Source organism: Stenotrophomonas sp. YJH_SMC_54 (assembly GCF_059368435.1).
This window is the reverse complement of record NZ_JCAFRS010000006.1, coordinates 135,434-146,898: the sequence shown is the minus strand read 5'-3', so window position 1 is coordinate 146,898 and position 11,465 is coordinate 135,434. Positions and strand designations below refer to the sequence as shown.

Genomic DNA, 11,465 nt, shown 5'->3' with positions numbered 1-11,465 from the left:
GCGTCCCCCGCGAACCCACCTTGTCCGGCCCGACCGCTGATTTGCTTCACGCCACGAGGGGCTCCGCCGCTGGCTGTCTTACCGCGGCCAGGCGTTGGCGATGGTGCAGAACAATCGTGCGGTCTGTTCGGTGTCATACACCGCACTGTGCGCTTCGTTCGCATCCCAGCCCAACCCGGCGGCCGTGGCTGCACGCGCCAGCACCGTCTGCCCGTAGGCGATGCCGGCCAGGGTGACGGTGTCGAACACGCTGAACGGATGGAACGGATTGCGCTTGTGGCCGGTCCGGGCCACGGCGGCGTTGACGAAGCCCAGGTCGAAATGGGCGTTGTGGCCGACCAGGATCGCGCGCTGGCAGCCGTACTTCTTCATCGCCGCGCGTACCGGGGTGAAGATGTGGTCCAGTGCGGCCTTCTCTTCCTTGGCCAGCCGGAACGGGTGGTCGAGGATGATGCCGGTCACTTCCAGCGACTTCGGGTCGATCTCCAGGCCCTCGGCCGGCACCACATGGGCACTGGCGGTCTGGCCGGGGTAGAGCAGGCCGTTCTCATCCATCTCGATCGGCACCGCGGCGATTTCCAGCAGGGCGTTGCGCTGGCTGTCGAAGCCGCCGGTTTCCACGTCCACCACCACCGGCAGGAAGCCGCGGAACCGTTGTGACATCGCGCGCTGCGCCTGGGGGATTGCGGAATCGGAGGCGGCGGCAGGTGCGGGAGTGGGGTCATTCATGCGTGAATTCTAGCAGAGCGGCCTCGAGCGCCCGGCCAGCCTGTGGCGCACGGGCTCCCTGCGCAGGAGCGTGTCGACCAAGGTCGACACCTACCGGTGCACCGCGCGCCCAGGATTCCGGTAGGTGCCAACCTGGGTTGGCACGATGCGCGCCGACCAAGATCGGCATCTACCGGACTGCTGGCCGCGCAGGCGTGCCCGATGGCTGCCACCGTGCCAACCACGCATCCACGCTCAGCCTACCGGCGCCGCTGAAGATCAGTGGCAGCAGCATCGCCATAAAGAGCACCGGCAGCTTGAAGTTGCCGAAGCCCTGGTCAGTGATCGCATAGCCCATCGCGAGGTCGCCCAGCGAGTCCCATTGCATCGGCCAGTGCACGGCGTAGGTGGCCACCACGGTCAATACCAGCAGGCTGGCGGCGGCGAAACGCGTACCGAAACCCAACAGCAGGCAGGCCGCGCCGACCAGTTCGAACCAGGTCGCCAGCTGCCAGTTCAGCGTGCTCGGCAGCTGATCGAACGGGAACGGAAAGGCATCCTGCAGGTCGGCGAACCAGTTCTGGCCGTGCAGTTTCTCGCGGCCGGATTCGAAGTACTCCCAGGCCAGCAGCAGGCGCAGGCCGAGCGGGGCCAACCAGGGGGCGAGACGGTCCAGCTGGCCACGCGCGGTGGCCAGGGTCGGAAGGTTCATCAGGGGGTCTCCGCGAATGAGGTGTGTCAGGGAGGGGCTGTGAGCGGGCCGATCACGCCGGCCTGCAGGAACTGCCGCAGCAGCGCGGCACCGGGTTCGGCCAGCGCATCCTCGGCCAGCCCGTGTCCACTGGCCAGCTGCTGCAGGTAGGTTTGTCCTTCCAGCCCAGGCTGTTCGCCGATGCTGGACAGCAGGAACACCGCCAGAGGGCTGAGCGCGGCGAATCGCACCTCGCCGTCGGCATCGCGGCGCACCAGAAGGCCAGTCGGCTCGGCCGGCGGCTCGGTCGGTGCGTCCTCGGCACCGAGCCGGTGCACCGGCCACTGGTACAGCAGCGGCCATGCCAACGGCGAGCGCTGCAGCGGTAGCCGCAGCGGGTCGGTGTCGTCCTGCGCCGGCAGCGGTTCGGCATCCAGCTGGTACAGCGCGGTTTCCACCCACTCGTAGTGGGCCAGTTCGGCCAACGCCGGATGCGGCAGCTGTGGCTGCGCCTGCAGCCATTGCACGAATTCGGCGGCCAGTTCGGTGAACAGCGGTGTCTGGCAGCGATGGGTCGCGAAGTACTGGCGCACCAGTCCGCTCCAGGCCGGTTCGCCGAGCAGGCGCACGCAGACCGGGAAGCCGTTGCTCAACAGGCCGAGCAGGTTGTTGAACAGCAGTCGTTGGTATACCGCGACCCGGCGTGATTCCAGCCCGGCCGGTGGCGGCACGCCCTGTGGATCACGCAGATGGGCAGTGAATGCGTGCTGCTGCGCGCGCAGCGTGTCGGGAGCATCAGCCATGTGCGCCCCCGGCGTGCGTCGCCTGCAGGCGACGGATGGTCTGCAGCTCGCCCTGCAGTTCGGCGTAGGGCGGGAAGTTGAAATCGCGCTCAAGCAGGGTAGGGCGCGGGCCGATGCGCGCATAGGTGCGTGCCAGCAGCGCCCAGACCGGGTCGATCACCGCACTGCCATGGGTATCGATTTTCAGGTCCGGTGCCTCGTCCAGGTGCCCGGCCACGTGCAGGCAGACGATGCGTTCTGCGGGCAGCCCGGCAATGAAGGTGTCGGCGTCGTAGCCGTGGTTGCAGGCGTTGACGTAGACGTTGTTGACGTCCAGCAGCAGGTCGCAGTCGGCCTCGGCGAGCACGGCGTTGGTGAAGGCCAGCTCGTCCATCGCCGGCTCCGGCGCCACGTAGTAGGACACGTTCTCCACTGCGATGCGGCGACCCAGCAGGTCCTGGACACGGGCGATGCGTGCGGCGGTATGGCGTACCGCTTCGTCGGTAAATGGAATCGGCAGCAGGTCGTACAGGTGGCCGTCGTCGCTGCAGTAGCTCAGGTGCTCGCTGTACAGCGGCACGCGGTGCTTTTCCAGGAACTGGCCGACCTGTTCCAGCAGCCGGGTATCCAGCGGCGCACTGCCGCCCAGCGACAGGGACAGGCCGTGGCAGCTGAGCGGATGGCGCTGTGCCAGCTCGGCCAGTGCATCCCCGGCAGGACCACCGACATGGATCCAGTTCTCCGGCGCGCATTCGAGGAAATCGAAGTCGCCCGCCGGTGCATCACGCAGCTCCTGCAGCAGCGCCCGGCGCAGCCCCAACCCGGCGGCCGCCGCACGAAGCGGCGACCGCGGGCTGACGACGCTGGCGCGGACGTCAGTGCTTGCCACCGCACTTGCCTTCGCCACACTTGCCTTCGGCCGCCTTCTTGTCGCCGGACGTGGCCTTGGCGCCTGCCGCAGCGCCGGCAGCCTTGCCCTTGTCGGCGCCGCACTTGCCTTCGGCGGTCTTGCCGTCGGCGCCACACTTGCCTTCGGCATGCTTGGTCGCGTCAGCGGCCATCTTGGTGTCGGCGGCCTTGGCGTCGGTACTGGCCTTGGCTGCCTGCCCGGCAACCAGGTAGCCCTGGGCGAGGTCGCTCATGCTCAGGGCCGAGGCACTGGCGGTCATGCCCAGGCCGGCGGCCAGGGCGGTAGCAGTCAGCAGGGACAGGGTCTTGTTGGAACTGCTCATCGGTCGTGCTCCTGGGTGGTGTGGGCGGGTGCCCGGATGGCCGGCAGGGATGCCGGTGGAAACGATGGTGCAGCGATCCTACTCAACGAATCCTCGCCAAGAACTCAAATTTTCGTGAGGTTTGTTACAGAAGCATCCGGAAGGTTCGCACCGGGCAAGCCCGGCGCCCACAACGCGGGTGGAACGCCCCAAAAAAGAAGGCCGCTGTCACCAGGACAGCGGCCACCTTGGAGTCAACTCCGGTGTTGCAGTGCAGCGTCAGGGCTGGCCGGTGCTGGAGGTCTCGTCGCGCTTCTCGCGCGGCGGCAGCGGCTGCTCCCCGTGCACCAGGAACCATACGTTCTCGGCGATGTTGGTGGCGTGGTCGCCCACGCGCTCCAGGTTCTTGGCCATGAACAGCAGGTGCGTGCACGGGGTGATGTTCCGCGGGTCTTCCATCATGTAGGTCAGCAGCTCGCGGAACAGCGCGGTGTACTGCGCGTCCAGGCGAGCGTCGTCCTCGCGCAGTTCCAGTGCGGCGTCGGCGTCGTTGTCGCGGTAGGCGGCAATGGCACGACGGACCTGCTGCGCGGCCAGGCGGCCCAGCGCACGCAGGCCCTGGATCTGCGGCAGCGGCGGCACCTTGCCCAGCGCGATCGAACGCTTGGCGACGTTGGCCGCGTAGTCGCCGATACGCTCGATGTCGGCCGGGATGCGCAGGCCGGCGAGGATCTCGCGCAGGTCGCGCGCCATCGGGCCGCGCAGGGCCAGGCGCATCACGTCATGGCTGATCTGCTGCTCCAGCGCATCAATGGCTTCGTCGTTGGCGATGATGCGATGGGCGGCGTTCTCGTCGCGCTTCTCGATCACGTCCATCGACGCTTCGAGCTGGGCGACGGCCATCTCGCCCATGCGCACGATTTCGGCCACCAGGCGCTGCTGCTCTTCGTCGTAGCTCTTGACGATGTGATCGTTGGGAAGGTTCATGGTCTGCAATCCGGGTAGAGCCAGGCCGTGCCTGGCTGGGGCATGTGGCGAAGGATCAGCGTCGATCAGCCGAAGCGACCGGTGATGTAGTCCTCGGTCTGCCGCTGCGACGGCTGCGAGAAGATCACTTCGGTGCGGTCGTGCTCGATCAGGTCGCCCAGGTACATGAAGGCGGTGTAGTCGGAAACGCGCGCGGCCTGCTGCATGTTGTGGGTGACGATGACGATGGTGTACTCGTGCTTGAGCTCTTCCACCAGCTGCTCGATGCGGCTGGTCGAGATCGGATCCAGCGCCGAGGTCGGCTCGTCCAGCAGCAGCACCGACGGGCGCAGCGCCACGGCACGGGCGATGCACAGGCGCTGCTGCTGGCCACCGGACAGGCCCAGCGCGCTCTGCCCCAGCTTGTCCTTCACTTCGTCCCACAGTGCGCCCTGGCGCAGTGCCTGCTCGACGCGGTCGGCCATGTCGGCCTTGCTCAGTTTCTCGTGGTGGCGGATGCCGTAGGCCACGTTCTCGAAGATGGTCATCGGGAACGGCACCGGCTTCTGGAACACCATGCCGACCTTGCTGCGCAGGCGGTTCATCGGGTACTTCGGCGACAGGATGTTCTCGCCGTCCAGCAGCACTTCACCGCGCGCTTCCAGCTTCGGGTACAGCGCGTAGATGCGGTTGAAGATGCGCAGCAGGGTCGACTTGCCGCAACCGGAGGGACCGATCAGCGCGGTCACGCGCTTTTCCGGAATCTCCAGGTTGATGCCCTTCAGGGCGTGGAACTTGTCGTAGTAGAAGTCCAGTCCACGCGCAGCCAGCTTCACCGGCGACGGCGTGTGCAGGCTCTCGTGCGAGGACGGCACGGCGATGCGCTGCATCGGCACGGCGTTGGAAAGGTCGTTCATGGCGTTGTCCACGGAAAGGTCAGTCATGGGAGATACGGTTGCGCAGCAGGATGCCGCGGGCGGCAAGGCTGACCAGCAACACGAAGACAGTCAGCACCAGGGCACCGGCCCAGGCCAGCACCTGCCAGGATTCATACGGGCTGCCGGCGAACTGGTTCATCACCACCGGCACCGAGGCCATCGGCTGGAAGATGTTGTTGTTCCAGTACTGGTTGCCGAAAGCGGTGAACAGCAGCGGAGCGGTCTCGCCGGAGATGCGGGCCAGCGCCAGCAGGATGCCGGTGATGATGCCGGCCGACGCGCTGCGGTACAGCACCTGCACGATCACCTTCCACTGCGGGATGCCCAGCGACAGGGCCGCTTCGCGCATCTGCGATGGCACCAGCCGCAGCATCTCGTCGGTGGTGCGCACCACCACCGGCAGCACGATGAAGGCCAGCGACAGGGCACCGGCGAACGCCGAGAAGTTGCCGCCGGTCTGCATCACGTACAGGGTGTAGACGAACAGGCCCAGCACGATCGACGGTGCCGACAGCAGGATGTCATTGACGAAGCGGACCACGGTGCCGGCCTTGCGGGCGTTGCCGTACTCGGCCAGCCAGGTACCGGCCAGCACGCCCAGCGGCGTGCCGATGCCGATCGCCAGCGCACACATCACGGCACTGCCGAAGAAGGCGTTGGCGAGGCCACCGTCCTGCATCGGCGGCGGCGTCATCTTGGTGAACAGGTCCCAGTTGATGCCGGCCAGGCCTTTCGAGGCCAGGGTGAACAGGATCCAGCCCAGGAAGAACAGGCCGAACAGCGCGGTGGCGCAGGAGGCGGTGATCGCAACGACGTTGCCGATGCGGCGGCGCAGGTACAACGAATCAGCGGTGGTGGACATCAGTTGCCCTCCTTGCGGGACAGGCGCATCAGCATCAGGCGGGCGATGGCCAGCACCACGAAGGTGACGATGAAGAGGACGAAGCCGAGCAGCAGCAGGGCCGAACGGTAGGTTTCAGTGGCTTCGCCGAAATCGTTGGCGATCAGCGCGGCGATGGTGGTGCCCGGCTCCAGCAGCGACGGCGACAGGCGCACGCTGTTGCCGATCACGAAGGCCACCGCCATCGTCTCGCCCAGGGCACGGCCGAGGCCGAGGAAGATGCCGCCGATCACTGCCGAGCGGGTGTAGGGCAGGACGATGTCCCAGCTCACTTCCCACTTGGTGGAGCCCAGCGCGTACGCCGACTCCTTCAGGCGGGTGGGTACGGTCAGGAACACTTCGCGCATCACCGAGGAGATGAACGGAATGACCATGATGGCCAGCACGAAACCGGCGGTGAGCATGCCGATGCCCAGCGGCGGGCCCTGGAACATCGGGCCGATGATCGGCCATTCGCCCAGGGTCTCGTTGAGGAACGGGGTGACGTACTCGGTCATCACCGGCACCAGCACGAACAGGCCCCACATGCCGTAGATGATCGAGGGAATGCCGGCCAGCAGTTCGATGGCGGTACCGACCGGGCCACGCAGCCAGCGCGGCGCGACTTCGGTGAGGAAGAAGGCGATACCGAAGCTGACCGGCACGGCGATGACCATCGCGATGACGGCGGTGACCAGGGTGCCGTAGATCGGGGCGAGCGCACCGAACTTGTTTTCGACCGGATTCCAGTCGGCGGAGAAGAAGAAGCTCAGGCCCTGCATCTGCAGGGCATGGCGGCCGCCCCACAGCATCGACAGCGCGGCGCAGGCCAGGGCGATCAGGACAAAGATGACAGTGCCGACCAGCACCCATCGGAACAGTTTGTCGTTGCGGGCATCACGCGCATCACGCGTGGACGGGGCGGCTACAGGCTGGGCGATGGCATTCATGAGGACGGCAGGGCCAGGAAGGGGCGGGGCGGCACGGCGTGGAAGAAGCGGTGCCCGCGTGGGGCGGGCACCGTCGTGTCCATCACTTCAGGTCGGTCGCCCAGTAGGCCTCGATCTGCTTGACCAGTTCGGCCGGCAGCGGCACGTAGTGCAGCTCGTTGGCCTGCGCCTGGCCGTTCTCGAAGGCCCACTTGAAGAAGGCCAGGGTGTCCTGGTTGCGCTTGGCGTCCTTCGGCTTCTTCTGCATCAGCATGAAGTTGGTGGCGGTGATCGGCCACGCCTGCTCGCCCGGAGCGTTGGTGATGACCAGGTTGAAGTCCTTGGCGCTGGCCCAGTCGGCGCTGGCGGCCGCGGCGGCGAAGGTTTCCGCGCTCGGCTCGACCCAGTTGCCGGCCGCGTTCTGCATGGCGGTGTACGGCATGCCGTTCTGCAGCGCGTAAGCCAGTTCGACGTAGCCGATCGAGCCCTTGATCTGCTTCACGTAGGAAGCGACGCCTTCATTGCCCTTGCCACCGACGCCGTCCGGCCACTGCACCGAGGTGCCTTCGCCGACCTTGCTCTTCCACTCCGGGCTGACCTTGGACAGGTAGTTGGAGAAGTTGAAGGTGGTGCCCGAACCGTCCGAACGGTGGACCAGGGTGATCTTGCCGTCCGGCAGCTTCACGCCCGGGTTGGCGGCGACGATGGCCGGGTCGTTCCAGGTCTTGACCTTGCCCAGGAAGATGTCGGCCAGCAGGGCGCCGCTCAGGCGCAGCTTGCCGGCTTCCAGGCCTTCGATGTTGACCACCGGCACCACGCCGCCGATGGCGGACGGGAACTGCGCCAGGCCGGCCTGGGCCAGCTCTTCGCTGCTCAGCGGCTTGTCGGAGGAACCGAAGTCGACGGTGCCGGCCTTGATCTGGGCAATACCGCCGCCGGAGCCGATCGACTGGTAGTTGATCTTGGCGCCGGTGCTGGTGTTGTAGTCAGCCGACCACTTGGAGACCAGCGGGAAGATGAAGGACGCGCCCGCGCCGGACACTTCGGCGGTCACCTTGGCACCGGCAGCGGCCGGGGCGGCGGCGCCGTCGGCAGCCGGCTGCTGCGCGGCCTGCTTGTCGCCACCGCAGGCCGACAGGCCCAGGGCGATGGCCAGGGAAAGGGCGGCGAGGCCGGCCGAGTGCAGTTTCATGGTCACTCCATAGCGGGGAAGAGCCGACGTGGTCGGCGGATGCGGCTATGAAATGATGTTTTTGTTACAGCCGTATTACGACCATGACAGGGGTGTCCTGGATCACGTTCTGACAAGGGTTTCACAGGATTGGCGCCGATCCGGCAGGTGCCCGGAAACCCCCGATCTGCGCACCGATATGACGGTCGGTTGGCCCTTGTAGAGTTGAGCCATGCTCGACTGCTCCCTGTTCTCGGTAGGTGCGGACCGTTGGTCCGCACGCTCCAGCACCCAGCCGAGCGTGGGCTCGTCTCTACAGACGCTCCTGCCTTTGCTCCTGCCTTCCATGACCCCACCGCGCCCCCGATGAACTGTCGAGAGGCGGTGGGCCAGGGCGTGCAGGACCGTCCACGGCATGGATGCCGTGGACGAGCCCCCAAGGGTGAGGGCGGTTTGCCCGCGAGGCACTGCCTCGCAAGCGCCCGAACGCACAGCCGCCAGCGGCTGGGCCGGACCGCGGAGCGGGGTTTACGGCGTGTCCTGCACGCCCTGGCCCACCGACTCCCCCATGGATCAGCGCAGGCGCAACGCTCTTCACGACCAATCCCCCAAAAACAAGAAGAGCGCGAGATCTCGAGGATCTCGCGCCCGGGTGGGAGCGGCGGGGGAGAGAGGACCCGCCGCCCCCGTTCCTGCGGGGGAACGCGCTTGCTTACTTCAGGTTCTGCGACCAGTAGGTCTCGATCTGGCGGACCAGGCTGTCCGGCAGCGGCACGTAGTCCAGCTGGCGGGCCTGGGCGTCGCCATTCTTGTAGACCCAGCGGAAGAACTCCTGGGTCGCCTTGCCATTGGCAGCATTCTTCGGCGTCTTCTGCACCAGGATGAAGTTGGTGGCGGTGATCGGCCAGGACTCGGCGCCAGGCGCGTTGGTCATCACCAGGTAGAAGTCGCGGGCGTTGGCCCAGTCGGCGCTGGCGGCAGCGGCTGCGAACGAGGTGTCGCTCGGCTGCACGAACTTGCCGGCGGCATTCTTCATCGCGGTGTAGGAGAGCTTGTTCTGCAGCGCGTAGGACAGTTCGACATAGCCGATGCCGCCCTTGATCTGCTTCACATAGGCGGCAACACCTTCGTTGCCCTTGCCGCCGATGCCGGCGGGCCACTGCACCGAGGTGCCTTCACCGACCGAGCTCTTCCACTCCGGGCTGACCTTGGACAGGTAATTGACGAAGTTGAAGGTGGTGCCCGAGCCGTCCGAACGATGCACGACGGTGACCTTGGCGTTGGGCAGGGTCACGCCCGGGTTCAGCGCGGCGATGGCCGGGTCGTTCCAGGTCTTGATCTTGCCCAGGAAGATGTTGGCCAGCACCGCGCCGTCCAGCTTCAGCGCGCCCGGCGCGATGCCGGCCACGTTGACCACCGGCACCACGCCGCCGATCACCGACGGGAACTGCGCCAGGCCCGCAGCAGCCAGGTCTTCCGGCTTCAGCGGCGCGTCGGAGGAGCCGAAATCAACGGTCTTGGCCTTGATCTGGGCAATGCCGCCGCCGGAACCGATGGACTGGTAGTTGACCTTGTTGCCGGTTGCGGTGCTGTAGTCGGCCGACCACTTGGACATGACCGGGTAGATGAACGATGCGCCCGCGCCGGTGATATCGGCGGCGTTGGCGGCGAACACGGACGATGCGGCCAGGATGGCGACAGCGGCGCGCGACTTGAAGGCGTGGATCACGGGGAGACTCCTGGGGTGGTGGTCGAAGGGCGGTTGCCCGACGTTTCGGTGCACATTCCATAACGGTTGCGTGACACCCCCGCGTCTGTCATATGACGCGGGCGTGACACGCGTCATGAGCGATGTCACGTCCGCTGCGCCGGCAGGGCAGCGCGGCTACCGATGCAACGACGAAGGCACGGCCGGGGCCGTGCCTTCGCGGGTCAACGCAGGGGGCTGGACTTACCAGAAGAACTGCGCGCGGGCTTCCAGGATGTTGGGATCATCGTTGACGAAACCGCGCGCCGTGGAGCTGTACTTCTTGCTGTCGACCATCACGTAGTTGAGCATCAGCTTGAAGTTGGAACGCAGGTACCAGTTGGCGCCCACGGTCCAGATGTCCATCTTGCCACCCAGCACGCCATCGACGATCGGCGGGCGACCGGCAACCGGGTTGGCGGCGAGGTTGCCGTCATTGAGGTCCATGTGGTCGTAGCGCACGCCCAGCTGCCACTGGCCGCCGGCCGGGTTGTTCGGCAGGCCGGTGCCCGGGGTGCCGCCCTTGTAGCTCCAGGTCTCGCCGGTGACGTTCCACACGCCGCTGATGTAATAGCCGTCGCTGGTGTAGTTGTCGTGGTCGTAGCGCTTGGCCTTGCTGGTGTAGTACTCGGCCTGGGCCTTGAACGGGCCCTGGAAGTACATCGCTTCGGCACCGATGGTGCTGACGCGGTCGGTGTCGGTCAGGTTGCCGCTGTCGACCAGGCGGGCCGTGGCGAGGTCGGCATTCGGACGTGCACGCACGCGCAGGGTGTCGGCGTCGGTGTCGTAGTTGACGTAGCTCAGGCCGAAGTGCAGGACCTGGCCCTTTTCATTGATCGGGGCCCAGGTGCCACGCGCGCCGTAGCCGCTGCCGTGGGCCAGGTTGCGGGTCAGCTCGCGGCCGAAGGCGCTGGCAGTCACCGACCAGTTGTCCTGGCCGTAGCTGTACGCGCCGCCCAGGCGGCGGGCGATGGCATAGGTGTTGGTGACCGCTGCCTTGGAAATGAAATCGTTGTTCTTGGTGCTGGACAGTTCTTCCAGGCTGTTGGGCTGCTTGAACTGGCCCAGCTGCAGGAAGTGGTTGGCGTTGCCCAGCAGCTTGTACTTCACGTTGGTGTCGAGGAACTTGTCGGCCTTGGCGTCATAGCCGACCACCCACTCCACGTTGCCCGGGCCCTTGCCCTTCAGCACCAGCTCGGCGCGACGCAGTTCGAATTCGCTGTTCTTGCCGTTGCCGGCGTCGCCACCGTTGAGGTCGACCACATCGTTGTGGAACCAGTTGCCGTCGGCCTGGACCAGGCCTTCGAAGGTGATTTCCGAACCGCCGATCACGTCGATGGCGACTTCGGCGTGTGCAGCCGGCACATACAGCGCAGCAGCCATGGCCACCGTCAGGAGTTGGTGATGCAGTTTCATGGAGAGGAGCCTTGCAGGCAGGTGGG

The 11,465-nt window shown here is 66.4% G+C and carries 12 protein-coding genes; all 12 read right to left on the bottom strand.

The genetic code is table 11. From position 1 onward, the window contains the following. Nucleotides 1–78: 78 nt before the first annotated feature. The 12 genes from rnt to AC5P5S_RS09270 all read right to left on the bottom strand — a co-directional run bounded on the left by rnt (nt 79) and on the right by AC5P5S_RS09270 (nt 11,439). Nucleotides 79–729: a ribonuclease T gene (gene rnt / locus AC5P5S_RS09325; protein ID WP_032965690.1), complete on the bottom strand. Its 651-nt coding sequence runs from the start codon at nt 727–729 to the stop codon at nt 79–81. A gap of 169 nt (nt 730–898) precedes the next feature. Then, nucleotides 899–1,420: an HvfX family Cu-binding RiPP maturation protein gene (locus tag AC5P5S_RS09320; RefSeq protein WP_005408783.1), complete on the bottom strand. Its 522-nt coding sequence runs from the start codon at nt 1,418–1,420 to the stop codon at nt 899–901. A gap of 26 nt (nt 1,421–1,446) precedes the next feature. Then, nucleotides 1,447–2,202 (bottom strand): HvfC family RiPP maturation protein, encoded by a 756-nt coding sequence (locus tag AC5P5S_RS09315; RefSeq protein WP_062607525.1) that lies wholly within the window; start codon nt 2,200–2,202, stop codon nt 1,447–1,449. Further along, on the bottom strand, nt 2,195–3,070 hold the full coding sequence (locus AC5P5S_RS09310) for an HvfB family MNIO-type RiPP peptide maturase (RefSeq protein WP_062607527.1): 876 nt from the start codon (nt 3,068–3,070) through the stop codon (nt 2,195–2,197). The genes AC5P5S_RS09315 and AC5P5S_RS09310 overlap by 8 nt, the downstream gene beginning before the upstream one ends. Further along, the gene (locus AC5P5S_RS09305) at nt 3,057–3,413 is read right to left on the bottom strand and encodes an HvfA family oxazolone/thioamide-modified RiPP metallophore (protein WP_005408786.1); all 357 of its coding nucleotides are present in this window, start codon (nt 3,411–3,413) and stop codon (nt 3,057–3,059) included. The genes AC5P5S_RS09310 and AC5P5S_RS09305 overlap by 14 nt, the downstream gene beginning before the upstream one ends. A gap of 258 nt (nt 3,414–3,671) precedes the next feature. Next, nucleotides 3,672–4,379 carry a phosphate signaling complex protein PhoU gene (phoU, locus tag AC5P5S_RS09300; protein ID WP_005408787.1) on the bottom strand — a complete coding sequence of 236 codons (708 nt, stop codon included), beginning with the start codon at nt 4,377–4,379 and terminating at the stop codon, nt 3,672–3,674. Between the two features lie 65 nt (nt 4,380–4,444). Continuing rightward, the gene (gene pstB / locus AC5P5S_RS09295; RefSeq protein ID WP_005408788.1) at nt 4,445–5,275 is read right to left on the bottom strand and encodes a phosphate ABC transporter ATP-binding protein PstB; all 831 of its coding nucleotides are present in this window, start codon (nt 5,273–5,275) and stop codon (nt 4,445–4,447) included. A gap of 19 nt (nt 5,276–5,294) precedes the next feature. Next, on the bottom strand, nt 5,295–6,158 hold the full coding sequence (gene pstA, locus AC5P5S_RS09290) for a phosphate ABC transporter permease PstA (RefSeq protein ID WP_005408789.1): 864 nt from the start codon (nt 6,156–6,158) through the stop codon (nt 5,295–5,297). Further along, nucleotides 6,158–7,126, bottom strand: coding sequence for a phosphate ABC transporter permease subunit PstC (gene pstC, locus AC5P5S_RS09285; protein WP_005412771.1), 969 nt, complete (start codon nt 7,124–7,126; stop codon nt 6,158–6,160). Before pstC ends, pstA begins: the two co-directional genes overlap by 1 nt. A gap of 82 nt (nt 7,127–7,208) precedes the next feature. After that, nucleotides 7,209–8,297 (bottom strand): phosphate ABC transporter substrate-binding protein PstS, encoded by a 1,089-nt coding sequence (gene pstS / locus AC5P5S_RS09280; RefSeq protein ID WP_005408791.1) that lies wholly within the window; start codon nt 8,295–8,297, stop codon nt 7,209–7,211. 691 nt (nt 8,298–8,988) lie between these two features. Beyond that, the gene (pstS, locus tag AC5P5S_RS09275; protein WP_005408792.1) at nt 8,989–10,005 is read right to left on the bottom strand and encodes a phosphate ABC transporter substrate-binding protein PstS; all 1,017 of its coding nucleotides are present in this window, start codon (nt 10,003–10,005) and stop codon (nt 8,989–8,991) included. A gap of 222 nt (nt 10,006–10,227) precedes the next feature. After that, nucleotides 10,228–11,439, bottom strand: coding sequence for an OprO/OprP family phosphate-selective porin (locus AC5P5S_RS09270; RefSeq protein WP_295570785.1), 1,212 nt, complete (start codon nt 11,437–11,439; stop codon nt 10,228–10,230). Between the last annotated feature and the right edge of the window lie 26 nt (nt 11,440–11,465).

What these genes read in the sequence shown, in the direction of transcription:
- rnt (WP_032965690.1), bottom strand. Translation starts at nt 729, where the DNA reads ATGAATGACCCCACTCCCGCACCTGCCGCCGCCTCCGATTCCGCAATC.
- AC5P5S_RS09320 (WP_005408783.1), bottom strand. Translation starts at nt 1,420, where the DNA reads ATGAACCTTCCGACCCTGGCCACCGCGCGTGGCCAGCTGGACCGTCTC.
- AC5P5S_RS09315 (WP_062607525.1), bottom strand. Translation starts at nt 2,202, where the DNA reads ATGGCTGATGCTCCCGACACGCTGCGCGCGCAGCAGCACGCATTCACT.
- AC5P5S_RS09305 (WP_005408786.1), bottom strand. Translation starts at nt 3,413, where the DNA reads ATGAGCAGTTCCAACAAGACCCTGTCCCTGCTGACTGCTACCGCCCTG.
- phoU (WP_005408787.1), bottom strand. Translation starts at nt 4,379, where the DNA reads ATGAACCTTCCCAACGATCACATCGTCAAGAGCTACGACGAAGAGCAG.
- pstB (WP_005408788.1), bottom strand. Translation starts at nt 5,275, where the DNA reads ATGAACGACCTTTCCAACGCCGTGCCGATGCAGCGCATCGCCGTGCCG.
- pstA (WP_005408789.1), bottom strand. Translation starts at nt 6,158, where the DNA reads ATGTCCACCACCGCTGATTCGTTGTACCTGCGCCGCCGCATCGGCAAC.
- pstC (WP_005412771.1), bottom strand. Translation starts at nt 7,126, where the DNA reads ATGAATGCCATCGCCCAGCCTGTAGCCGCCCCGTCCACGCGTGATGCG.
- pstS (WP_005408791.1), bottom strand. Translation starts at nt 8,297, where the DNA reads ATGAAACTGCACTCGGCCGGCCTCGCCGCCCTTTCCCTGGCCATCGCC.
- AC5P5S_RS09270 (WP_295570785.1), bottom strand. Translation starts at nt 11,439, where the DNA reads ATGAAACTGCATCACCAACTCCTGACGGTGGCCATGGCTGCTGCGCTG.